Annotated in this window: 19 protein-coding genes; 1 reads left to right on the top strand and 18 read right to left on the bottom strand. The window is 72.4% G+C overall.

The features are described from left to right. Positions 1-38: 38 nt before the first annotated feature. The 18 genes from ddaH to FHX73_RS03785 form a co-directional block, all read right to left on the bottom strand. Entirely contained in the window at positions 39-893 is an 855-nt protein-coding gene (gene ddaH, locus FHX73_RS03870) for a dimethylargininase (RefSeq protein ID WP_145903285.1), read from the bottom strand. 272 nt (positions 894-1,165) lie between these two features. Further along, complete coding sequence (locus FHX73_RS03865) at positions 1,166-1,495, bottom strand: NIPSNAP family protein (RefSeq protein WP_145903284.1); 330 nt, start codon at positions 1,493-1,495, stop codon at positions 1,166-1,168. Between the two features lie 50 nt (positions 1,496-1,545). Next, entirely contained in the window at positions 1,546-1,794 is a 249-nt protein-coding gene (locus tag FHX73_RS03860) for an acyl carrier protein (RefSeq protein WP_145903283.1), read from the bottom strand. Beyond that, positions 1,791-3,659, bottom strand: a complete 1,869-nt coding sequence (locus FHX73_RS03855) for an HAD-IIIC family phosphatase (RefSeq protein ID WP_145903282.1) — start codon at positions 3,657-3,659, stop codon at positions 1,791-1,793. The genes FHX73_RS03860 and FHX73_RS03855 overlap by 4 nt, the downstream gene beginning before the upstream one ends. Beyond that, positions 3,659-4,696 carry a 3-oxoacyl-ACP synthase III family protein gene (locus FHX73_RS03850; RefSeq protein WP_145903281.1) on the bottom strand — a complete coding sequence of 346 codons (1,038 nt, stop codon included), beginning with the start codon at positions 4,694-4,696 and terminating at the stop codon, positions 3,659-3,661. The genes FHX73_RS03855 and FHX73_RS03850 overlap by 1 nt, the downstream gene beginning before the upstream one ends. 18 nt (positions 4,697-4,714) lie before the next feature. Then, positions 4,715-6,061, bottom strand: coding sequence for a cation:proton antiporter (locus tag FHX73_RS03845; RefSeq protein ID WP_246213334.1), 1,347 nt, complete (start codon positions 6,059-6,061; stop codon positions 4,715-4,717). Continuing rightward, positions 6,051-7,817: an ABC transporter substrate-binding protein gene (locus FHX73_RS03840; RefSeq protein WP_145903280.1), complete on the bottom strand. Its 1,767-nt coding sequence runs from the start codon at positions 7,815-7,817 to the stop codon at positions 6,051-6,053. The genes FHX73_RS03845 and FHX73_RS03840 overlap by 11 nt, the downstream gene beginning before the upstream one ends. Continuing rightward, positions 7,814-8,188, bottom strand: a complete 375-nt coding sequence (locus FHX73_RS03835; protein ID WP_145903279.1) for an avidin-fold protein — start codon at positions 8,186-8,188, stop codon at positions 7,814-7,816. The genes FHX73_RS03840 and FHX73_RS03835 overlap by 4 nt, the downstream gene beginning before the upstream one ends. Next, a complete protein-coding gene (locus FHX73_RS03830; RefSeq protein WP_145903278.1) occupies positions 8,185-9,447 on the bottom strand; it encodes an ATP-grasp domain-containing protein in 1,263 nt (420 codons plus the stop codon). Before FHX73_RS03830 ends, FHX73_RS03835 begins: the two co-directional genes overlap by 4 nt. Further along, the gene (locus tag FHX73_RS03825) at positions 9,444-10,688 is read right to left on the bottom strand and encodes an MFS transporter (protein ID WP_145903277.1); all 1,245 of its coding nucleotides are present in this window, start codon (positions 10,686-10,688) and stop codon (positions 9,444-9,446) included. The genes FHX73_RS03830 and FHX73_RS03825 overlap by 4 nt, the downstream gene beginning before the upstream one ends. After that, a complete protein-coding gene (locus FHX73_RS03820) occupies positions 10,685-12,247 on the bottom strand; it encodes a class I tRNA ligase family protein (protein ID WP_145903276.1) in 1,563 nt (520 codons plus the stop codon). Before FHX73_RS03820 ends, FHX73_RS03825 begins: the two co-directional genes overlap by 4 nt. Continuing rightward, complete coding sequence (locus FHX73_RS03815; RefSeq protein ID WP_145903275.1) at positions 12,244-12,651, bottom strand: cupin domain-containing protein; 408 nt, start codon at positions 12,649-12,651, stop codon at positions 12,244-12,246. The genes FHX73_RS03820 and FHX73_RS03815 overlap by 4 nt, the downstream gene beginning before the upstream one ends. Positions 12,652-12,740: 89 nt before the next feature. Continuing rightward, the gene (locus FHX73_RS03810) at positions 12,741-14,048 is read right to left on the bottom strand and encodes a lysine N(6)-hydroxylase/L-ornithine N(5)-oxygenase family protein (RefSeq protein ID WP_425461358.1); all 1,308 of its coding nucleotides are present in this window, start codon (positions 14,046-14,048) and stop codon (positions 12,741-12,743) included. A 241-nt stretch (positions 14,049-14,289) separates the two neighbouring features. After that, the gene (locus tag FHX73_RS03805) at positions 14,290-15,426 is read right to left on the bottom strand and encodes an FAD-dependent oxidoreductase (RefSeq protein ID WP_145903273.1); all 1,137 of its coding nucleotides are present in this window, start codon (positions 15,424-15,426) and stop codon (positions 14,290-14,292) included. Beyond that, positions 15,423-15,836, bottom strand: a complete 414-nt coding sequence (locus FHX73_RS03800) for a VOC family protein (RefSeq protein ID WP_211786132.1) — start codon at positions 15,834-15,836, stop codon at positions 15,423-15,425. Before FHX73_RS03800 ends, FHX73_RS03805 begins: the two co-directional genes overlap by 4 nt. A gap of 28 nt (positions 15,837-15,864) precedes the next feature. After that, on the bottom strand, positions 15,865-16,797 hold the full coding sequence (locus FHX73_RS03795; protein ID WP_145903271.1) for a ParB/RepB/Spo0J family partition protein: 933 nt from the start codon (positions 16,795-16,797) through the stop codon (positions 15,865-15,867). A 99-nt stretch (positions 16,798-16,896) separates the two neighbouring features. Next, the gene (locus FHX73_RS03790) at positions 16,897-18,225 is read right to left on the bottom strand and encodes an MFS transporter (protein WP_145903270.1); all 1,329 of its coding nucleotides are present in this window, start codon (positions 18,223-18,225) and stop codon (positions 16,897-16,899) included. Between the two features lie 47 nt (positions 18,226-18,272). Then, a complete protein-coding gene (locus FHX73_RS03785) occupies positions 18,273-19,526 on the bottom strand; it encodes an ATP-grasp domain-containing protein (protein WP_145903269.1) in 1,254 nt (417 codons plus the stop codon). Between the two features lie 509 nt (positions 19,527-20,035). Between FHX73_RS03785 and pepN the strand changes: the two genes are divergently transcribed. Beyond that, positions 20,036-22,567 carry an aminopeptidase N gene (pepN, locus tag FHX73_RS03780; RefSeq protein WP_145903268.1) on the top strand — a complete coding sequence of 844 codons (2,532 nt, stop codon included), beginning with the start codon at positions 20,036-20,038 and terminating at the stop codon, positions 22,565-22,567. Positions 22,568-22,573: the final 6 nt, after the last annotated feature.

The following is a 22,573-nucleotide window of genomic DNA, read 5'->3' as shown; positions in this document are numbered from 1 at the left end:
GCCGCCTTTCCCAGGCTGGAGCGGTGGGGGAGGGGGGTTCAGTGGTCGCGCAGTTCCAGCGTGCAGCACTTGACGCTGCCGCCGGCGAGCAGGAGTTCCGACAGGTCGACTCCGACGGGGTTGAAGCCGCGGGCCTTGAGCTGCTCGATCAGGCCCGAAGCCGCCTGCGGGAGCAGCACGTTGTAGCCGTCGCTGAAGGCGTTGAGGCCGAACACGGCGGCGTCCTGCTCGGTGGCCAGCAGTGCGTCGGGGTAGAGCTCGCGCAGTACGGCGCGGCTGCCGGGGGTGAACGCCTCGGGCCAGTACATGATCTCGGTGTCGGAGAGCACCGAGAGTGCGGTGTCCAGGTGGTAGTGGCGGGGGTTGACCAGGGTCAGGCTGGTGACGGGCAGGCCGAAGAACTCCTGTGCCTCGTGGTGCGAGCGCTGGTCGGTGCGGAAGCCGGTGCCGGCCAGGATCCGCCGGCCGACCGGGAGGTAGTCGCCCTCGCCCTCGTTGATGAACTCCGGCCACAGCAGCTCCTGGTAGCCGTTGCGCCGGAACCAGGAGAGGTAGGCCGGGCCCTCGGCGGTGCGCTCCATGTGCCGGAACCGGGCGGCCAGCACCTTGCCGTCCACCACCGTGGCGCCGTTGGCCGCGAACACCATGTCGGGCAGGCCGGGCACGGGCTCGATCACCTCGACGGTGTGGCCGAGCGAGGTGTACAGCTCGCGCAGCCGCTCCCACTGGAGCAGGGCGAGGCCGGTGTCGACCGGCTTCTCGGGCTGCATCCAGGGGTTGATCGAGTAGTACACGTCGTAGTGGCTCGGCCGGCACATCAGCAGCCGGCGCGGGACGGCCGTCCTGGCTGGGGTGGCCTCGCGGCCCGCTCCGATGACGTCGGTGTACGGCATTCCTGGTTCTCTCCTCGGTGTGGGCCGGACCCGCGGTGCGGGGCCCGGCCCGGGTCCGGTGGGTCCGGGCCGGGTCGGCCTGGATCCCGTGGCCTAGGGTCTGTCTCGTAATTCCCGCCGGGTCCGGCCCGCCCGGCACGCCCTCTCGCCGCACGGCCGAAACGCCCAAGTAGCTCCGCTACGAGGACGTTCCTGCCGCACGCCGAGAGAACGCACCGAACGACCCGGCCTGATCCGACGCGAATTACGAGACAGACCCTAGGTCCAGTGGCCTAGATCCCCTTGAGGCCGGTCGACAGCTCGCCGGTCAGCGGGGTGACCGCGGTCTGGTAGTCCGCGATCATCTCGGTGATCTTCTTGTCGTAGTTCTCCTCCCATTCGGCGCTCGCGTAGAACGCCTCCTGGACGGAGACCCGCAGCTCCTCGGACGGGAAGCTGCGGATCAGGTAGTAGCCGTCCTCGGTGTTGAGGGCGGGGCCGAACGCGATCACGTTGATGCCCCAGCGGCGCATCATCGGGATCGTCTCCTCCCGGCTCACCCGGTCGAACTCCTCGCGGGTGCCCGGTTGCACGGTGAACAGACGGATCTCCAGCAGGCTCATGGTGCCCTCTCTCCTTCGGTTCCGACAGACCGTCAGAAAACCGTCCTGGTCTAGCCGTTCAGCGTGGCGGCGAGCAGGGCCGTCATCTCCTCGACGGTCCGCACGGCCTGGAAGGCCCGCAGCTCCAGCCGCACCCCGAAGGCGCTCTCCAGCTGGGCCAGCGCCTCCAGCGAGGCCAGGCTGTCCCAGTCGTAGCTGGCCAGCACCGGCTGCGCGGCCAGTGCCTCGGGCTGCTGGTTCAGCACCTCGCTGAGCACCTCCAGCACCCGGCTGCCGACCTGCTCGACGGTGTTCGTCATGCTCCCTGCTCCTCGTTCTCTCGGGTGTTCGCGGTGTCCTCGGTGCCTCCGAGGCTGGTGATCCACGACGGGGTCGGGTCGGGGGTTCGGCCCGGCAGGAAGACGAAGTGCCCCTCGCCCTCCGGGACGAAGCCCGCCTTCTCCCAGAACCCCGCCGCCACGCCGTTCTTGGCCGAGGGGGTGAAGCGGCCCTCCAGCACCTCGGCCCCGGCCCGTGCGGCCAGTTCGGCGAGCCGCCCGGCGATCGCGAACTCGACCCCGCGTGACAGCACCCGGCAGCTCAGCACCAGGTTGAGCACGCTCCAGCGCTCCGCGTCCCGCGCCACCCAGACCGCGCCCACCAGCCCCTCGTCGCCGAACCGGTCGGTGACCGAGACGCTGAGCGCCAGCCGGTCGGGGGCGTCGATCATGGCGAGCGTGGCCGCCTCGTCGAAGCGCACCCCGGTCAGGTTGAACTGGTTGGTGCGAGCGGCCAGTTGGGCGGCCCGGGCGACGGTGAACCGGGTCACCGGGGCGATCGTCACCCGCAGGTCGAGGGCCCGGAGGTAGTCCTCGGCCTTGCCGAAGCCGCCGGAGAACTCGGTGCGCAGGCTGCGCGCCCGGTAGAGGTCGGGCCGCTGGAGGTCGGTGCCGGTCAGCTCGACCACGTCGAACCAGCCGTGCCGCACCAGCGAGTCGACCAGCTGGGCCGGTTCGCCGCTCGCGTCGATGATCGCGACCTCGGGCAACTCGGCCGCCACGCTGCCGCGTTCGAAGTCCGAGTCGTCCATGAAGACGAACGAGTCGGTGCCCAGGCCCAGCGTCTCGGCGGCCTGGCGCAGATTGCCCGCCTTCGGCGCCCAGTTGACCATGCTCACCGAGAAGGCCTCCGGGCGCAGCAGCGCCGCGGGGTGCCCGGCGAGCGCCTCCTCGACCGGTCCCGGGTCGTTCTTGCTGGCCAGCACGAGCACCACGCCCTGCTGCCGCAGCCGGCTGACGGTGCGTTGCAGGTCCTGGAAGCTCTTGCCCGGGTAGAGCCCGCCGAGTTCGACGCCCTCCGCCCCGACCTCGCCCAGCACCCCGCCCCACAGGGTGTTGTCCAGGTCGAGCGCCAGCACCTTCCTGGACAGCCCCGAGCGGGCCTGGGCGATCCGCCGCACCTCGTTGGCCAGGAGCAGCAACGCCCCGTCCGTGTAGGGCAGGTCGGCGTACTTGTGCAGGCGCTGGTCGCGCGCGGCCACCGGGGACTCGGCGAGCAGGCCGACCAGGTCGACGACCTGCACCTGCGGGTGCTCCTCGGCGAGCGCCAGCAGGCCGGCGTTGAGCCGGTGCCAGAGCCGGGTCAGCGCGCCCCTGGTCCGCAGGCTGAGCATGGTGTCGCGCAGGGCGCGCGGCAGCGGGACGGTGTGCAGGACCAGGGTCGCCTCGGTGCCGCCCAGCGCCGCGCCGATCAGCCCGCCCAGTTGGGCCAGCCGGTCCTCGACGTAGTCGGCGGCCGCCTGCGGCGCGGTCACGTCCAGGTCGTCGGGCAGGAAGTAGGACTCGTCCAGCAGGCACAGCAGCAGGTCGCTGGCGTGGTCGAAGTCGCCGGTGGCCAGGGTGAGTTCGAAGGTGCCGTAGGGGGCGAGCGCGATCGTCGGCAGCGCGCCCGCGCCCACCAGGCAGGCGCGCAGCAGGTGTTCGAGCGGTCCGACGGTGCAGGCGGCCACCACCGAGACGCGCAGCGGCCGCAGCCGGCCCTCCGGGTCGGTGAGCCAGGCCAGCGCCCGGCCGGCCTTGCGCAGCACGCCGGTGTCCTCGGTCTGGGCCAGGGCGAGCCGCAGGTCGGGGCTGGGCGCGGTGCCGGCCGCGACGGCCGCCTTGAGTGCGTCGACGAGTTCGGGCATCAGATCCTGACCAGGGTGCAGTACCAGCGCATGCCGATCGAGATGCCGATCAGCGCGACCAGGTCGCCGGGGACCAGCTCGCCGGAGCGGCAGTACTCGGCGAGCGTCACCAGGTGGTCGGCCGCGCCCATGTGGCCGTGCTGGGCGGCGATTTCGGCGCTGGTGCGGTCGATCGGTACGTCGAAGGCCTCGGCGATCTCCTCGAACGAGCCCTGGTTGTCGTTCAGGTGGATGATCTTCTTGAGCGAGTCGCGGGTGACGCCGGCCCGCTCGCAGGCCTGGTCGGTCACCTCGACCAGGCGCCGGTTGAGCGCGGCGACGAACTCCTGGAGTCCCTTCGGGTCGGTGCGGAAGTGGTTGACCACCGCCTCCAGGCCGTTGGCCTCGGTCTTCGAGGACCAGTCGGCGGGCGCGACCGGGGCCACCTCGCCGCCGTACTCGGTGCGGAACCAGTAGGACACGTCCGGGTCGGTGAACTGCACGGTGGTCAGCCAGCGCCCGAAGTCGTGGCCGCGGCGCAGCACCACGGCCGAGGCGCCGTCGCTGTGGATCGAGTTGTTCACCCGCATCCGGTTGCGGTGGAACTCGCTGACCCGGTTGACCGCGACGAACAGCACGTTGCGCAGCGTCGGGTCGGTGGCGAACAGGCCGGCCACGTTGCCCAGGCCCGTGACGCCGGAGACGCAGCCCTCCATCAGCAGCAGGTTCGGCTTGAGCCGCACCCCGATCTCGTGGGCCAGCGCCGAGGAGGCGTCCCAGTTGAGGTAGCCGGGCACGTCGGAGAGCGCCAGCACGACGTAGTCCACGTCCTCGACGGTCAGCCCGGCGTCCTCGATCGCGGCCAGCGCCGCCTTGGCGGACAGCTCGATCGCGGTCACCTCCTCGGGCGCCCGGTGGAAGGTCCGGTAGCCCCACTGGAGCACCCGCTCGGGGTCGTCCACGAACTCGGTGAGCACCTCGGTCCCGACCTTCTGGTCGGCGCCGAGCGAGTAGCCGAATCCCGCGATGCCGAAGTCGGCGAATTGGTTCGTCGTCATCTCTGTTTCCTCAGTCCTTCACACGGTCTGGCTTTCGGGGACGGTCGGCCCGAACTGGGCGGTCCGTCGGTGCTGTTCCAGGGGGGTCTGGTCGATCCGGGACATCGCGGTGCGGAGCAGCGGGGGCGCCATCAGCGAGGTCGCCACGGCGACCAGGACGACCACGGTGTAGGTCGCGGAGTCGAGCACGCCCAGGCGCAGCCCGACCATCGCGATCACCACCTGGACCACGCCGCGGGCGTTCATGCCGGCGCCGAGCGCCAGCGCCTCCCAGCGGCCGAGCCGGCTGGCCCGGGCCCCCAGGTAGGCGCCGCCGAACTTGCCCAGCACGGCGACCAGCAGGGCCGTCAGCGCCATCAGCGCCACCGACGGGCGGGCCAGCGCGGTCAGGTCCATCCGCAGGCCCGCCGAGGCGATGTAGACGGGCGCCAGCACCGAGAGGGTCACGGTGCGCAGCGGGGCCAGCTGGAGCGGGCCGACCGCCCCGGTCGCGGTCACGGTCACGCCGCAGACGAAGGCGCCGAAGATCGGCTCCAGGCCGAGCGCCTGGGTGCCCGCCGCCGACAGCAGCACCAGCACGGCGGTGGTGCCGACCACCGTGCCGGTGCCGCCGTTGCGTTCGGCCCAGCGGTAGAGCGGGCCGACCAGCAGCCGGGCGGCCAGTACGGCGGCCAGCACCACGACCGCCAGCGCGACCACCGAGTGCACCACGGTGCCGGCGGTGACCCCGGTGGTGGCCATCGCGGTCACCACGGAGAGCAGCAGCCAGCCCACCGCGTCGTCCAGCATGCCCGCGGTCATGGTGAGTTGGCCGATGTCGCGGTGCAGCAGGTTCATGTCCAGCAGGGTCTTGGCGATCACCGGGATGGCGCTGACGCACATCGCCACGCCGAGGAAGGCCGCGAAGGTGGTGCGGTCGCTGTGCGGGGCGAGCAGCGAGGCGGGCAGCAGCAGGCCGAGGCCGACGCCCAGGGCGAGCGGCAGCACCAGCCCGGCCGAGCTGACCCGGGCGGCGGTCGCGCCCTGCTTGCGGACCAGTGCGAAGTCCAGGTGGCTGCCGCTCACGCCGACCAGCAGCATCACCCCCAACTGCCCCACCGCGTCGAGCAGGTGGACCTGCTCGACGTTGTGCGGGAAGAGCCAGCCGGACAGTGCGGGGGAGAGCGAGCCGAGCACCGAGGGGCCGACCAGCACCCCGGCGCACAGCTCGCCCGCCACCGCCGGCCAGCCCAGCTTCACGGCGAGCCGCCCCAGCAGCACGGCCAGCGTGAGCAGCGCGCCGAGTTGGAGCAGCAGCACCAGCAGCGGGTGGGCGCCGATCGGTGCGATCGGCGCCGCGCCGGCCAGCGCCACCTCAGTCCTCAAGGTAGTACCAGTTCTCGGGGTTGATCATCCCGAACGGGTTGATCGGCCCGAAGCCGTGCAGCTGGTCGGAGACCTCGAAGATCCGGATCGGGAAGTTCGGCATGAAGACCACCGGCGCCTGCTCGGCGATGTAGTCCTGGTACTCGTAGAGCACGTCCAGGTCGTCCGTGGTCACGGTCCGCTCGATCAGCTCGTCCGCCCGCGGGTCGCTGTAGTGCCCGAAGTTGCCGCCGGCGTCCGTGCTGAACAGGATCTCGCCGGTGGGCCGGTGGAAGACCCAGCCGCCGTTCCAGGTGCAGGCCTCCCACCGGCAGGGGTCCTCGGGGCTGGGCACGCAGGGCGCGTCCTCGGCCACCAGGATCGAGCCGTAGACCTCCTCCAGGCGCACCTCGATGCCGGCCTTGGCGGCGTCGTCGCGGAACTGCTCCACCACCCGGGTCAGTGCGGGCCGGCCCTCGACGTAGCGCAGCAGGAAGCTCGCCCAGGTGCCCGCCGGGATGCCCTCGCCCGCCTGGCCGAGGCCGGTGCCGGGGTTGACGCAGACCGCGGGGGTGGTGGAGGTGTCCCAGCCGTTCTCCGCCAGCAGCTGCTTGGCCCGCTCGGGGTCGAACGGCAGCGGCCAGGAGCCCTCGCGCTGGCGCGGCGAGACGAACTCGGTCTTCGGGAAGACCGGCACCGGGCCGTTCTGCCGGTAGGCGTAGCCGTTGTAGACGTCGCGCACCGCCGAGTCCTGGTCCAGGCAGGACTGCAGGGCCTGGCGGAAGTAGGTCTGGGCGATCAGCTTGCCCTGCACCGTCGGGTTGTTGAAGTTGAGCGAGATGTAGCGCACGCAGTAGGCGGTCTGCGGGTGCATGGTGAAGCCGGCCAGCGGGTTGGGGCCGCCCTGGTCGGGGCTGACGGCCGGCTCGGTGGCGAAGCTGAGCGGCAGGAAGCCGACCTGGAACTCGCCGCGCTGCAGCGCCTCGTACTGCTCCTCGTCGGAGAACGTGGGGATCTGCCGGAACTCGTCCAGGTAGGGCTTGTTCGGGCCCGAGTAGTGCTCGTTGGGGACGAAGGTGACGACCCCTTCGAGGGTGTAACTCTGCAGCCGCCAGGGCCCGCTGACGATGGACCAGATCGGGCTGTCGGCCCACCGGGTGCGGTGCGCGTTGCCCTCCTCGACGTGGTCGCCCTGTTCGGCCATCAGGTAGGCGTAGACCGCCTCGACGTCCGCGAGGTCGCCGGAGGCGTTGGCCGGGCCCTGCTCGGTGCGGTCCCAGGCCTTGGGCAGCGGGGTGATGGTGGAGAGCTGGTTGAACAGCACCCAGCGCTGCGAGTAGACCTTGTCGAAGGTGAAGTAGACCTTGTCCTCGGCGAGTTTGCCGTAGTCGGTGAGGTTGTCCGGGAAGTAGCCGGGGACGTACTCGCCGTACCGGGCGCCCTTGACCTTCATCAGGTTGACCCAGAACAGCACGTTGTCCGCGCACAGCGTCTCGCCGTTGGACCACTGCCAGGGCTTGACGGTGATGGTGACGGTCAGTCCGTCCGCGCTCCACACCGGCTCCTCGCCGATGCTGTTGGCGTAGTCCACGTCCGGCACGCCGCCGGTGCCGAAGTAGTACAGCGTGCGGTACATCAGGGCCTGGAACTCCAGGATGTTGCGGGTGCCCATCCGCTCGGCGGGGGTGAACGGGAAGATCACCGCGGGCGGGAAGCCCGGGGCGCAGGCCCAGGTGACGACCCCGCCCTGCTTCGGCTTGCGATCGGTGGAGCTCATCGGGCGTCCTTCCCGCGGTCGTGGTCGGCGCTGCCGCCGTCGTCGATCTCCTCCAGGTACGACACGCCGCTGTCCGCGTGCGGGCCGTACCGCTCCCAGTGCTCGACCAGCCGGATCCGGCCGTCGGGCAGGGTCGCCGGGGTGGACTGGCAGCGGCCCGAGACCACCCGGCCGTCGCCCAGCACCACGCAGTAGGCGAACTCCAGTTCGCCGTCGGGGCCGCAGAGTCCGGTGAGGGTGCCGCGGCGGGCGTCGCCGCCGGAGAACTCGCCCCAGAGCAGGTTGCCGCGCTGGCGGTAGTGGGCCACCCGGCCGGACTCGCCGTGGTCGGCCCCGACCGGGCGGAACCGTCTGCCGTCGTAGTCGATCACTGCTCCTCCGCCGGGTGCGGGTCGAGCTCGACGGTGATCTTCTCGGCGAACTCGTTCATGGTCGCCATCGCGTCCTCCAGCGAGTCCCCGGTGGTGCCGAGGAAGCCGAAGATGGTGTTGCCGTGCGGCGGGCGCAGGATCACGTCGCCGGGCCGGGCGGTGATCTTCAGCAGGAAGGCCTTCGCGGAGTCGGCGACCTCGGCCGGCACGTCGATCGAGCGCACCACGCCGCCGTCGCTGATCAGGCACATCGAGGCGGTGTGCACGCCGGTCGGCCGGAAGTGCCGGACCTGCGGCCGCACGCCCGCGCCGATGTCGGCGACGGCCTTGATCGGGTCGTGGGAGGCGGTCAGCCGGGCGATCTCGTCCAGGCCGCCGCCGCCGACCCGGGCCGCGATCTCCAGCAGGTACGGCTTGCCCTGGTGGAAGCGGACCTCGGCGTGCGCGACGCTGCGGCGCAGGCCCTGGGACCACAGGCCCGCCTTGACCACCTCGTGCACGGCCGCGAGGTCCTCGGCGCTCATCGAGGTCGGCGCGTGGTGCACGTCGTCGTCGAAGGTGGCGCCCTCGACGGTGATCCGGTCCACCACCGAGCCGAGGTAGACCTCGTCGTCCCAGGCCACCGCCTCGATCAGGTACTCCTTGCCGTCCAGGAAGGACTCCACCAGCAGGCCGTTCGGGCCGAGGTCCAGGCCGGCCACCTCGGAGTTGGCCCAGAACATCTTCTGGATGCCCTCCTTGGCCTGGGCGTGGCGCTCGGCGAGCTCGGCGGCGTCGTCCACCTTGAAGACGTAGTTGCTGCCGGCGCCCAGGGTCGGCTTGATGATCACCGGGTAGCCGAACTCCTCGGCCGCGGCGAGCGCGTCCTCGGCCGACTCGACCAGGCGGAAGGCCGGGTGCGGGGCGTTGCCGCGCTCGTGCGCCTGGCGCATCAGGTACTTGTTGCGGCTGGCCTTGGCGGCCGCCACCCCGATGGTGGGCAGGCCGAGGCCCTCGGCCACCGCGGCGACGGTGATCACCGCCGACTCGGAGAAGGTGATCACGCCGTCGAACTGCTCGGTCTTGTGCCACTCCTGGGCCAGCTCGACGATCCGCGCGACGTCCCGGGTGCCGGCCAGCCGGTACTTCTCCTCGGGCCAGAAGTCGGGCGTGCCTTCGCCGTTGAGCACGTACAGGTCCACCCCGAAGGCCTCGACCTGGCGGTAGCGCGAGATGTAGTACGACAGGTACTGGACGGTTTCGATGGTCAGCAGTTTCACGATGTCTCCGTACAACCGGGTTGGGTACGACGTGAGTTGGGGGCCCACCGGGGCACCAGGAGCGATCCGGCGAGCAGCACCGTGGGCATTGCGGTGACGGCCGCCAGGGTGAGGTAGCCGCGGACCGCCCCGGCCTGGTCGCAGACGGTGGCGACCAGCACGGTGACCAGCACGGCGGCGGCCAGGCCGAGCGCGTTGACGGTGCCGAAGACCCGCCCGGCCCGGTCGGCGCGGACCGCCCGGGTCAGCTCGACCCGCGAGGGCAGCCGGCCCAGCGCGAAGGTGGTCCCGCCGAGCAGGATCCCGGGCAGCATGGTCCACACCGAGATCGGCTGCACCAGGGCCAGCAGCGCGCAGACCAGGTAGCCCCAGAGCAGCAACTTCCGGTAGTCGACGCGGTGTTGCCACCGCTGGTAGAGCGCGGCCCCGATCAGCATGCCGACGCAGGCCAGCGCGTCGACCACGCCGAGCAGGCCGGAGCCCTGGTGGAAGCGGCGCACCACCACGACCATCAGCAGCGTGTTGGCCGTGGTGGCGATGACGCTGCCGACGCAGTACAGCGCGCCGAGCCGCAGCACCGGCCCGTTCCCCGCCCGGGCCGGCCGCTCCCCGGCGGGCGCGGGGCGGTCCACCGGGCGGTGGCGCCCGATCAGCAGCATGCACGCGGCGGAGGCCAGGAAGGTCGCCGCGTTGAAGAAGAACAGCGGTACCACCCCGGCGAACTGGGCGACCACTCCGCCGACCAGGCCGGAGAGCACCATGCCCGCCTGGACCGCCATCTCGTAGCGCGAACCGAAGGTCCCCAGCCGCTCGTCGGCGATCCGCTCCTTGACCAGCGCCTGGCTGGCGGGCGTGAACAGCGCCGCCAGGCAGGCCAGCAGGAAGCTGACGGCGTAGGCCCCGACCCGGGCCGGCCCGTGCGCCAGCAGCCAGGCCGGCAGGGCCAGCGCGGCCAGCGCACTGGCCGCGTCGGCCAGCAGGCACAGGGTCCGCCGGTCGAACCGGTCCGCCAGCCGCCCGGCCGCCGCCGAGAGCGCCACCTGCGGCAGGGCCGTCACGATGTACACCCAGCCGACCGAGAGCGCGGTGCCGGTGCTGCGGAAGACCAGCAGCGAGGCGGCGATCAGCTGGATGTTGTTGCCCAGGTTGGTGACGAACGCGGCCGGCAGCAGCAGGCGTTCCGCCCGGCCCACGGTGAGGTGGGCCGCCGCGGCCGCCGGCGGCAGGGAGGTCGAGGTCATGGCAGCGGCGGTACCCGGAAGGGTGCGATCTTGTCGGCCGGCCCGGCGTCGAGCGCGAGCACCACCCCGGCCTCGGCGGCCCGGCGCGCGGTGTCCACCAGGATCGGCGCGGACCAGGCGAGCAGCGACCGCACGGCGGCCAGCAGGTCGCCCAACTCGCCCGGCCCGGCGGCCCGTTCGTTCAGCTCGGCGATCCGGTCGGCGAGCAGCGCGGCGGCCCGGGCGACGCTGAAGCCGGTCAGCTCGAAGCAGTCGCGCAGTGCGGCCGCGAACCGCTCCTCGTCGGCCCGGCCGGCGGCGGTGATCTGCTGCGGCTCCGCGCCGACCGGCTCGGTGCGCTCGGCCAGCCGGGCGGCCAGCTCGTTCCACGGGCCGGTCAGCCGGCGGGCCGTCACCTCGGCCAGGGCGGCCCGGTCGAAGTTGGTCCGCTCCCGCTCGGGCAGGGTCAGCGCCAGGTAGAACCGGGCGGTGTCCCGGGGCGTTTCGGCCACCAGCTCGGCGCCCCGGATCAGGTGGTTGCGGCTGGTGGAGAACTTGGCGTGGTCCAGCTCGTAGAACTCGTTGACCACGCTGGCGCTCGGCCGCACGTAGCGGTCGCCGTGCGCGAGCAGCAGCACCAGGTCGACCAGGCCCCAGTGGTAGACGTTGTCGAAGCCGTGGAAGTAGACCGGCTCGGCGCCGTGGGACGCCTTCCAGTACTCGTCGTACGGCAGCGAGCGGTCCGCGCCGTTGGCCCACCAGGTGGCGTACATCGAGGCCGGCATGGCCTCCACCCACGGGTAGACGACCTGGCCCGGGGTGGGCGCGAACGGCGCGGGGACGCCCCAGTCGCCCGGCACCGTCACCGGGATCACCGGCAGCGGACGGTCCAGCAGTTCGCGGACCAGCCGGGCGGGGCGCGGGCGCCAGCGCGGCAGCACCTCGGCGAAGTGCGCCTCCAGTTCGGCCCGGTACTCCTCCATCGGCAGTGCCAGGATGGTCTCCTCGCGGTACGAGACCGGGTCCTCGGCGTCCAGCGCGTAGCGGGCCTCGCGCAGCTCGTCGAAGTTGTTCGGGTGGCCGCAGTCCTCGCAGCCGCCGCCGCTGCTGGCGGCCCCGCAGCTGGGGCAACTGCCGCTCAGCAGGCCGTCGTAGAGGTACTGGCCGGCCCGCTCGGCGTACGGCAGCCGCACGGTGAGGGTGCGCAGCCGGCCGGCCTCGTGCAGGGCGCGGACGAACTCCGTCACCGCCTCGCGGTAGCGGGCGTCGATCGGCGGCAGCACCCGGCCCTCGGGCGCGGACAGTTCGATCCCGAGCGCGGTCAGCGAGCCCTCGATGGCGAGGGTGGACTCGGCGGCCAGCCGGGCGGGCGTGGTGCCCTGGCGCCGGGCGGTGGAGGTCACGTAGGTCTGGCTGTCGTCGGTCGCGGTGGTGTAGGTCACCGGCAGGCCGGCTGCCCGCAGGTAGCGCGCGTACACGTCGGCGGCCAGGTACGGCCCGGCCATGTGGCCCACGTGCAGGTCGCCGTTGGGCGTCGGGGTGGCCGCGATCAGGATCCGGTGCCGCTGCTCGGCGGTCATGCCCCGGCACCGCCGCTCGGGCCGGTGCCGGCGTGCGGGCCCGCCCGGTGCTTGGCGAGGAAGCCGCCCGCCAGGTCGGCGTCCCACCAGATCGCGTAGAACTCGAAGTCGGCGTCCGAGGAGTTGACCACCTGGTGCACGGTGTTCGGCTCGAAGTGGATGACGTCGCCGGCCACGAACGGCACCCGCTTGCCCTCGGTGCGGATCTCCGAGGCGCCGAACAGCGCGATCCAGATCTCGTACTCGTGGTGCCCGTGCTCGCCCGACTCGGTCCCGGGCGCGACCACGCACCAGGAGCCCTCGAACGGGGCGTTCAGCAGCGGCCAGGGCACCAACCGCTGGGCGCGCAACTGGTTGTCGGGCTTGAGCGCGGCCCGGTCCAGCGGACGGATCTCATGTGCCATGGTGAATCTCCTCGAAGAGTGCCGGTGCGAGCGACGGGCGCGCGCGGTGTGGCGTGCTGACGGCCCGTCGGGTGACGCCGGGTCGGGCGTCAGGCGACGTCGGCCAGCAGCGGGGCGTGCGCGGCGTCCTGGCCGCGGTGCAGCAGCAGGTCGGCGACGATCTCGCCGGAGCGGCCGGCCAGCACGCTGAGCAGGGAGTCCGAGATGCCGTGGGTGGCCTCGTTGACGCCCTGGAGGTAGCACGAGGCGCCGTCGGCGCCGTGCGGCATGGTGAGGCGGTAGTTGCGGTCCACGGTGATCTCGTCGAGGCCGAGGTCGGCGGCCAGCCGCCGCACCAGCTGCGGCATCCTGCCGTCGAAGCCGGTGCCGAGCAGCAGCAGGTCGCAGCGCGACTCGCTGGTGGCGCCGGTCTTGCGGTCGCGCAGGGTCAGGACGATCTCCTCGCCCGCCATCCGGGCGGCCGTGATCTCGGTCATCGTGACGATCTTGAGGCGCTCGGCGCCGGCCAGGCGCTCCAGGTACCGCTGCCGGTAGAGCGTCTCCAGCATGGCCGGGGCCAGTCCCGCGTAATTGCTCAGGTGCATTTCCCGCAGCAACTGCTCGCGGGCGTCGGCGGGCGCCGCGTGGAAGTCGTCGATGAACGAGGTGTAGTAGATCTCGTTGGTGAACTTGCTGGACTCGTAGTTCTTCAGGCCGATCGAGCGCATCACCATGGTGGTCTCGGCGGCCGGGAATCCCTGGTGCGCCGCCCAGAGCAGCTCCGCCGCGCTCTGCGCACCCCCGATCACCGTGATCCGGTGCTTCCCGGCCGGGTCCAGGCCGGCGATCCGGGCGGAGTACTCCGCGCTGTGGATCACCCGCTCGGCCGGCAGGCCGGCGAACTCGGCGGGGATCCGCGGGTCCCGCCCGGCGCCGACCACGAGGTCCCGGGCCAGCACCTCGGTGCCGTCGGAGAAGGCGGCCAGCCAGCCGGTCACCTTGCCGTCGGCGCCGCGCCGCGGGGTGATGCCCTCGCACCGCCGGCCGTAGGAGACCCGCACCTCGCTCAGCGAGTCCGCCACCCACTGGAGGTAGCCGGAGATCTCCTGGCGGTACGGCGTGAAGGTGCCGAGGTTGATGAAGTCGTCGAGCTGGCCGACCGAGTGCAGGTAGTTGATGAAGGAGAACTTGCTGCGCGGGTTCCGCAGCGTCACCAGGTCCTTGAGGAACGAGACCTGACTCTGGGTCCAGGGCAGCAGCATGCCGCGCTGCCAGACCACGTTGTCGTGCTGCTCGACCAGCAGCGTCTTTCCGGCGACGTCGGCCGGCGCCAGTTCCTCCAGGGCGACGGCCAGGGCGAGATTCGCCGGGCCGGCCCCGATGGCGAGCAGTTCGACTTCCTGTCTGTTCAATGCCATCCCCTGTCAGTGAACATAGGAACTCCGGAGCCCGGGAATGCCAGGGCTCGATAACGGGAGGAGCCCGCGCGATGCCGGGGCTCGGGAGATCGAGAATGAGGAAATGCGGGGTGAGGGAATACGGGGTCCGGGAGCTCGGGGGCTCGGGGACCGGGGAGTCGGGCGTCCGCGAGATCGGCAGTCGCGAAGTCGGGGGCCGGAACTCGGAATTCAATCCGCGACCGATGCTGCCAGCCGGATTTTAGGATGGCAAGTCTTCGTCGGGAGTTTCACCTGAGAAGACCGCGGCGGCGGCCGAACGGGCCGCCAGCAGCGCGTACTTGGCCGCGCCGCCGGTGCCGCCGGTGAAGCTGAGCAGGGCCGCGCCGGGCAGGCAGGCGCGCAACCGCAGGCCGCCGGCGGGCGCGTAGCAGTCGGCGGCTGCCACCGTGACGGCGTCCGGGCCGGGCCAGGAGTCCAAGCCGAGCCGCTGGGCAGCGAGTTCGGCGACCCGGCGGGCCAAGTCGGCGTCGGTGCGCGGCGCCGCCGGATCCACGTCCCACTCGTCGGTGGGCAGGCCCAGCAGGAAGCGGCCCGGGCCGGCCGGGCGGCCGTAGAGGCCGCAGGTCTCGTCGACGAAGGCGCCGAGGCCCGGCGGGGTGCCACGGCCCAGCGTGTACTGGATCCGCTTGCTCCGCAGGCCCCCGCCGGGTAGGCCCCAGGCGGCGAGCAGGCCCGGTGTCCAGGGGCCGGTGGCCAGCACCACGGTGTCGTACTCGGCCGTGGCGCCACCGGCGGTGCGCACGGTGCCCTCGGGCAGCACCCGGAGCACCGGATCGGTGCGGACCGTCGCGCCCGCGCGGACGGCCTGCGCCAGCAGGGCGTCCCGCAGGGCGGCGGGGGAGAGGTAGCCGGCCTGCCGCTCGACCACCGCGACGGAGCCCGGTGGCAGGTCCAGGAACGGCTTCAGATCGGGGAGTTGGCGCAGTTCGGCGGAGCCGGGCAGCAGCTCGTCGAGCAGCCGCAGCACGGTGTGCAGGGCGGCCGGGTCGGTGCCCGGGGGCAGCACGACGGTGGAGTCGAGCTCGCGGTAGTCGGCCCAGCCGCGCAGCAGGGGTGAGGCGCGCAGCTCGGCCAGGCTCTCGGCGGCCGCGCGGGCCCTGGCCGGGTCGGTCTCGAAGCCGCGCAGCAGTCCGCCGGAGGCCTGGGTGGCGTCCGTCCGGCGGCCCTGCTCGCTGGTGAACAGTGTTGGCTTGAGGCCCAGTTCGGTGAGCCGCCAGGCGAGCGCCGCGCCGGCCAGGCCGCCGCCGACGATGGCCGTGCGGACGGTGCCGGTGCGTGCGGCGGCCGTGCGGACGGTGTCGGTGCGGATGGCGGCGGTGCGTGCGGCGCCGGTCATGACGCGTCGGTCGCGGGCTCGGTGCGGCGGTACTCGACCAGCTCGACCAGCAGCCCCGCGGGCCGCTTGGCGTAGACGAAGGCCACCCACATGCCGGGCCGCGCGCCGGGTTGCGGCTCACGGTCCACCGGCACCCAGCCGAGCCCCCGCAGTCGCTCCAACTCGGCTGCCACGTCGTCCACTTCGAAGGCGACGTGGTAGAGCCCCGGCCCGTGGTCGGCGAGCCGGCGGCTGATCGCCGCCTCCTCGTCGAGCGGTGCGACCAGTTCGACGGCGCCGCCGCCCTTCGCGGCCTGCCAGAAGTCGCAACTGACGCCGTACGTCTCGGCGTTGCCGCTCTCCCCGAGGCTCAGTCCGAGGGCGGCGAGCAGGTCGCCGGCGCCTTGCGGGTCGCCGGTCGCCACCCCCACGTGGTCAAGTCTGACGATCACGGTTCCCCTATCCGATGCGTCGTGCGCGGCCGCGCAGTTCGGTTGCCAGCTCCCGCCAGTTGTCGGCGCACTCCAGGGCGAGGGCCGACACGGTGGGCAGCAGGTGCGGTGGTATCGACTGGAGTTGGTGTTCCGCCTCGCCGGCCACCAGCAGGCGCTGGTGCAGCCAGGCCAGCAGCGCCCGGCCGCTGTCGGTGAACCGCAGCGAGGGGTCCCGGCGCAGGCTCTCCAGGCCGGCGAACGCCTCCTCGGCGCGCAGCCCGGCCGGCGGTCGCGCCGGGGCGGTCCGGTTACCGGTCCGGCTGCCGGTCCGGCTGCCGGTCCGGCCGGTGGCCCGGCCGTCGGCCCGGGCCCGCACGCCGTGCGCGGTGCTCACCGAGACCCCGGCGGCCTGGGCGATCTCGCGCAGCGACGCGTCGGGCCGCTCCCGGATGGCCTTCAGCACCCGGCGCCGGCCCTCGTCCGCGTTGACCGGCCGCAGCCGCCCGTCGCGGCCCACCCGGGCGGTCGACCGGGCGTGTCCGGCGGTGGAGCGGCGGCGGAGTTCGGCGACCGTCTTGGCGGACAGTCCGGTGGTGCGGGCGATCGACCGGTCGGACATCTCCGGGCGCATCGTGACGATGCGCATCGCGGCGGCCTTGCGCTCCGCGGTGGAGAGCGGCAGCCCGTGCGCGATGTTGGCCTGCACCGAGAGGAGGTAAGCCGCCTCTTCGGTGCCGTCGAAGAACTCGACGGCGATGGAGTCCTCGCCCTTGAGCCGGGCGGCCCGCAGCCGGTGCAGCCCGTCGATGACCCGCATGGTCTGACGGTGCACCAGGATCGGCGGCAGCGCGGCGTCGGTCCCGGCGAGGCGGGCGATGTGGGCCTGGTCCTCGGTGGTGAACCGCGGGGAGTCCCCGGGCAGCACCGAGTCGATGGGAATGCGGTCGATGGTGTTCAATGCGCGCCCCCTGTACGGGATGTACGGTGCGCACCGCGCCGACCCCGGTGGTGCCCGCCGGGTGCGGGCCGGCCGTCGCCGGCCGGCCCGCACCCGGGGTCAGACGGTCGAGCTGACCGGCTCCGGCTCCGGACTCCCGCCCACGGCGGACTTCTTGGCGCCGGGGAAGGCGAACAGGCCGAGCACGCAGGCCGCGGCGGCCATCAGGCCGAGGGTCGGCCAGACCATGCGGCCCAGGCCCAGGAAGAGCTCGCCGCCGATGATCGGGCCGATCGCGGTGCCGAGGTTGAAGGTGAACTGGAAACTGCTGATGTAGATCGGCTTCAGGTGGCCGGGCCCGGCGATGGCCGGGTAGGAGAAGATCGCCGGGCCGGCCATGATCTCGGCGCAGCTCCAGATGAAGGTGCCGATCAGGATGACCGCCCCGCCCAGCGGGAAGCCGTAGAACATCTCGCCGACGCCGACCAGCGCCCAGGCCACCACCACGGTCAGCCGCAGCGGCCACTTCTGGGTGAACTTGGTCAGCGGCAGTTCGAAGGCGATCACCATGAAGCCGTTGAGGGCCACCGCCAGGGTGTACCAGAGCACGCTCACGTGCTCCTTGGCGACGTCCAGCGGCAGCGTGCTGGTGTACTGCACGTAGACGATCGTGTTGAACAGCATGCCGATCAGGAAGAACAGGTAGCGCCGGTCGCGCAGCACGGTGCGGTAGCCGCCCGCCTCGGCCGGTGCGGCCTGCGCGGCGGCGCCCGGCTCCGGGTCCGCCGCCGGGTCGGCGCCGGCGGCCTTGACCGCCGCCGCGGCCGCGGCCTCCTGCTGCTTGGACGGGATCAGGAACCAGGCGATCAGCGCGTAGACCACCGCGACCAGCGCCTCGCCCCAGAAGAGCACGGTGTAGCTCTTGTGGCGCAGGTTGAAGAGCGCGTAGCCGAGCAGCGGCGAGGCCATCGTGCCCAGGTTCAGGCCCCAGCGGTAGATCCCGAAGATCATCACCTGCCGGGAGTCCGGGGTGAGTTCGGACAGCAGCGCGGCCGAGGCCGGCCGGTAGATCAGGCCGACCGCGCTCACCAGGAAGACGGCGGCCACGATCGCCGGGTAGCTCGGCACGTACACGATCGTGGCCAGCAGCACCGCCGAACTCGCCATGCTCAGCACGGTGGAGTTCCGTGCGCCGAGTCTGGTGGCGAGCGCGCCGCCGATCAGCACGCCCACCATGCCGCCGGCGCCGTAGGCACCGAGGGCCAGCGAGGCCTCAGCCGTGGAGTAGCCCTTCGACACCAGGTAGAGCACCAGGAAGATGGTGAGGAAGGCGCCGAGCCGGTTGACGATGACGCCGGCCAGGATCGCCTTGACGGCTGGGTTCGACTCCTTGAACGTGACCCAGGCGCCCGGGCCTTGGGAGGTGGGCTGCTGCTCGTTCTCGGTCATTTGCGATGGCTGTCTTTCAGTCGGACGACAGGGGTGGGACGGGTGGTTCAGACCGAGTTGACGACCAGCGCGGCGCCGGCCTCGTCCAGCGCCCGCCGGCAGGCGTCCACCGAGTCCGCGGCCACGGTCGCGAAGGCGATCCGGCCCCAGACGGTGCCCTTCGGCGGCGGCGAGACGACGGCACCGGGGGCGGCCACGACCACCGACCGGTCGATGGCGGCGGGCAGTTCGCCGTCGAAGGCGACCTCGCCGAGGGTGGTGTCCTCCTCCTCGACGTAGAAGAAGCGGACCCCGCTGACCCGCTGGCGCGACGGCGTGAGGTCGGGTGCCAGGCCGCAGGCGACCGAGGCGGCGGCCAGCCCGGGGTCGATGCCGGTGGCCAGCAGGCCCAGGTAGGGGATCAGGTCGCCGCCGAGCCGCCCGTTGACCTCGATCAGCTTGGGGCCGTCGGCGGTGAGCATGAACTCCGAGTGGGTCCAGGCGTTCTCGACGCCGAGCGCGGCGTGCGCCTCGCGGAGCGCGGCGACCAGCGCCGGGTCGGTGAGCAACGGGTCGTCGGCGTCGACGAAGTGGCCGATCTCCTCCGCGTAGGGCGGGTAGCCGACCACCTTGCGGCCGATGAACAGCGGGGTCACCTCGCCGTCGCGGATCGCCGCGTCCACGCTGATCTCCTCGCCGGTCACGCACTCCTCGACCAGGTACCGCTCCGCGGAGTTGTAGCGGACCGGGTCCGGGATGGTGATCGAGGTGGTGAAGGCGAAGCCGGCGCTCAGCGCGGCCGCGTCGTCGACCCGGATCACGCCGAGGCTGGCGCCGAAGCCGCGGGGCTTGAGCACGACCGGGTAGCCGAGCCGCTCGGCCGCGGCCAGCGCCTCCTGCTCGGTGCCGACCGGCACGGAGGCGGGCTGCGGCACGCCGGCGGCGGCGAGCGCCGCGCGGGTCTGCGCCTTGTCGCGCATCCGCCACAGCACCGCCGGGTCGCCGTTGGGCAGGCCCAGCGCCTCGGCGATGTAGGCCGTGGCGTGGATGCGGACCTCGTCCCAGCAGAGCACGCCGGCGATCGGGGTGGCGGCGTGCAGGTCCAGGGCCGCCTTGGCCATCGCCGGGCCGTCCCAGGTGTCGGGGAGCACCGTCCAGCCGCTCAGGTACTCCTGCTCCCAGGACGGTTCGACGGTGTGGAAGAGGTGCACCTCGAAGCGGGTCGCGATGGACTTCAGGAGGTACTCGCGGTAGGGGCGCATACCGGATGCGACCAGGAGGAGAAGGGGCCGGTCGGTCGCGTCGTCACTGCCGGTGGTCATGGTTCTGGGTTCCCTTCCCGGGCCTGCGTGATCGGCACGGCCAACGCGCCCACCTGGTCGCACCGTTGGAGTCTTGTGGAGTCCGCCGGAGTCCTGGGGGGTACGAGCGCGATAGCACAACCTACAAGTGGCCCTGACGGACTGTCGAGAGATCGGCCATCGGGCTGGCCGGGCCCGCCCAATCAGACCGCAAATGGGCTGCTTTGAGAACCCTCCGCCCGCCGGTGATCACGCTGTCAACCACTGGTGCGCGTGTTCAACCGCTTGTTCCCCACACTCGAACGCGGACGGCGGCACTCCCGGCCGGGGCAAGTGTGGCCCAGCGAACCGCTGATGACCACGGATCAGGGGTGCCGACGGCCCGCCGCGGCGTGCATCATGTCCCTCTGTCGGCTCTCCCGGGGTCGGGACCGGGTCCAGCAGGGCGCAATTGTCGCCGCTGGGCTTCTCCGGGCATTCCCGTATTCCCTGAATTCTCCTCAGAATGCTGCTGAAAAGGGGATGTTTGCATGACCAGCCTCACCAAGGCGGAAGCCTCCCACCGCGCCGGCGCCATTTCGGTCGGCGGCTACCGGGTCGAGCTCGATCTCACCGGCACCGAAGGGGTGTTCCGCTCCACCACCACCATCCGGTTCTCGGCCGCCGATCCGGCGGCGGAGGTCTTCTTCGAACTCCGGCCGGCCGCGCTGCACGAGGTGGTGCTGAACGGCGCGCCGCTCGACGTGGCACTGCTCGACGACGGGCGCTTCCCGCTGACCGGACTGTCCGGCCTGACCGGACTGTCCGGCCTGACCGAACTGACCGGCCTGTCCGGCCCGGCCGGCGAGAACGAGCTGCTCGTGGTCGCCGACATGCCGTACTCCCGCAGCAACGAGGGCCTGCACCGGTACACCGACCCGGCGGACGGCCAGGTCTACGTCTACGGCTTCCCCTACGCCGACCAGGCGCCGCGGATCTTCGCCTGCTTCGACCAGCCGGACCTCAAGGCCCCGTTCTCCTTCGCCGTTTCGGCGCCCGAGCACTGGCAGGTGCTGTCCACCGCCGAGGCGACCCGCACCGCGCCGGGCCGCTGGGAGATCGGCCCGACCGCACCCCAGGCGACCTACCTCACCACGATCGCCGCCGGTCCGTACACCTCGTTCACCACCGACCACGACGGCATCCGGCTCGGCCTGCACTGCCGGGCCTCGCTGGCCGAGGCGCTGGCCGCCGACCTGGACGAACTCTTCGACGTCACCCGGCGCTGCCTCGACGAGAGCCACCGGCTGTTCGGCGTCCGCTACCCGCTGCCCAAGTTCGACCAGATGTTCGTGCCGGAGTTCAGCGTCATCTCGCTGGACCACCCCGGGCTGGTGCTGCTGCGCGAGCAGTGGCTCTTCAACTCGGCCGCCCCCGACAGCGAGCGGGAGACCAGGGCGGTCATCCTCGCCCACGGCATCTCGCTGATGTGGATGGCCGGCCTGGTCACCAACGCCTGGTGGGACGAACTCTGGCTGGGCCAGGCGTTCGCCGACTACCTCGCGCACCGCATCCCCTCCGAGGTCACCCGGTTCACCGGCCCGCCGACCACCTTCGCGGCCCGCCGCAAGGGCCAGGCCTACGACGCCGACCAGCGCCCGTCCACCCACCCGGTCAGCGTGGCCGGCGAGTCCGTCGCCGCCGCCCTGCTCGACCTGGACCGGATCTCCTACTTCAAGGGGCACTCCGCGCTGCGCCAGCTCTCCGCCGCGATCGGCGACGAGGCGCTGCGCGCCGGGCTGCGGCTCTTCTTCGAACGCCACGCCCACGGCACCGCCAGCTACCAGGACTTCCTGAGCGCGCTGAGCGAGGCCGCCGGGCAGGACCTCACCCGCTGGTCCGACAGCTGGCTCAAGTCGGCGAACGTCAACACCCTGGAGCCGGAACTGGCCGCCGCCGACGGCGTGATCAGCGCCGCCGCGATCCTGCAGACCGCCCCCGCCACCCACCCCGTGCTGCGCCGGCATACCCTGGACATCGGCCTGTACGACGCCGACGGAACCCGCACCGCGCTGCTCCGCACCGTGGTCGACGGCGCCCGCACCGAGGTGCCCGAACTGGTCGGCCTGCCCGTGCCCGCCCTGCTGCTGCTCAACGACGGCGACCTGACCTACGCCAAGATCCGCCTCGACGAGCGCTCCCAGCAGGCGTTGCCGGGCCTGCTCGCGGGGCTCGCGCCGATCAACCGCGCGATGCTCTGGTGCCAGCTGCTGCTCGCCGTCAAGGACGGCGCCTACCCCGCCGCCGCGCACCTCGCGCTGGTCGCCGAGATGGTCGCCGTGGAGCCGGAACTCTCCATCCTCACCGAGGTGCTGGAGCAGGCCAGGTTCCAGGTCGCGGACAGCCTGCTGGACCCGGCCGAGCGCCCGGCGGCGGTGGCCCGGATCGCCGACGCGCTGCGCGAGCGGCTCGCCGCCACCGGCCCGGCGGCCGAGGAGGGCCTCACGCTCTTCCGCGGCCTGCTCGACTTCACCCCGGACGCGGCCGAACTCGCGGGCTGGCTGGGCCCGGTGGAACTGCCGGCCGGCCTCGCCCTGGACACCGACCTGGCCTGGCGGATCCGGCTGCGGCTCACCGCCCTCGGCGGTCTGGACGCCGCCGGGATCGAGGCGGCGCAGGCCGCCGACGCCTCCTCCGACGGCGCGCTCGGCGCCCTCCGGTGCCGGGCCGCGCTGCCCGATCCGGCCGCGAAGGAGGCCGCCTGGAACGCGCTGCTCTCGCCCGGCGAGCTCTCCAACTTCGAGGTCTTCGCACTGGCCGGCGGCTTCTGGCAGCCCGAGCAGGAGCAGCTGACGGCGCCGTACGTGGTGCGGTTCTTCGAGGAGCTGCCCGCGGTGGCCGGCAAGCAGGGCGACCTGGTGCTGGACCTGCTGGTCAAGGCGCTCTACCCGAAGCACTCGGCCCGCCCGGAGACGGTGCGGCTGGCCCGGGCGCTGCTGGACAGCGGTCAGCTGCCCGACTCGCTGCGCCGGGCGGCCGCCGACCTGACGGACGACCTGGCCCGGGCGGCGGCGGTGCGCTGACGGCAC

The organism is Kitasatospora viridis, from assembly GCF_007829815.1.
Lineage (GTDB): Bacteria > Actinomycetota > Actinomycetes > Streptomycetales > Streptomycetaceae > Kitasatospora > Kitasatospora viridis.
This window is presented reverse-complemented; position numbering and strand designations above follow the sequence as displayed.

Coding starts and splice junctions, on each gene's coding strand:
- FHX73_RS03820 (WP_145903276.1), bottom strand. CDS start 12,247: ATGACCGCCGAGCAGCGGCACCGGATCCTGATCGCGGCCACCCCGACG.
- FHX73_RS03810 (WP_425461358.1), bottom strand. CDS start 14,048: ATGGCATTGAACAGACAGGAAGTCGAACTGCTCGCCATCGGGGCCGGC.
- pepN (WP_145903268.1), top strand. CDS start 20,036: ATGACCAGCCTCACCAAGGCGGAAGCCTCCCACCGCGCCGGCGCCATT.
- FHX73_RS03860 (WP_145903283.1), bottom strand. CDS start 1,794: ATGACGAACACCGTCGAGCAGGTCGGCAGCCGGGTGCTGGAGGTGCTC.
- ddaH (WP_145903285.1), bottom strand. CDS start 893: ATGCCGTACACCGACGTCATCGGAGCGGGCCGCGAGGCCACCCCAGCC.
- FHX73_RS03815 (WP_145903275.1), bottom strand. CDS start 12,651: ATGGCACATGAGATCCGTCCGCTGGACCGGGCCGCGCTCAAGCCCGAC.
- FHX73_RS03785 (WP_145903269.1), bottom strand. CDS start 19,526: ATGACCACCGGCAGTGACGACGCGACCGACCGGCCCCTTCTCCTCCTG.
- FHX73_RS03840 (WP_145903280.1), bottom strand. CDS start 7,817: ATGAGCTCCACCGATCGCAAGCCGAAGCAGGGCGGGGTCGTCACCTGG.
- FHX73_RS03865 (WP_145903284.1), bottom strand. CDS start 1,495: ATGAGCCTGCTGGAGATCCGTCTGTTCACCGTGCAACCGGGCACCCGC.
- FHX73_RS03805 (WP_145903273.1), bottom strand. CDS start 15,426: ATGACCGGCGCCGCACGCACCGCCGCCATCCGCACCGACACCGTCCGC.
- FHX73_RS03825 (WP_145903277.1), bottom strand. CDS start 10,688: ATGACCTCGACCTCCCTGCCGCCGGCGGCCGCGGCGGCCCACCTCACC.
- FHX73_RS03790 (WP_145903270.1), bottom strand. CDS start 18,225: ATGACCGAGAACGAGCAGCAGCCCACCTCCCAAGGCCCGGGCGCCTGG.
- FHX73_RS03850 (WP_145903281.1), bottom strand. CDS start 4,696: ATGACGACGAACCAATTCGCCGACTTCGGCATCGCGGGATTCGGCTAC.
- FHX73_RS03855 (WP_145903282.1), bottom strand. CDS start 3,659: ATGCCCGAACTCGTCGACGCACTCAAGGCGGCCGTCGCGGCCGGCACC.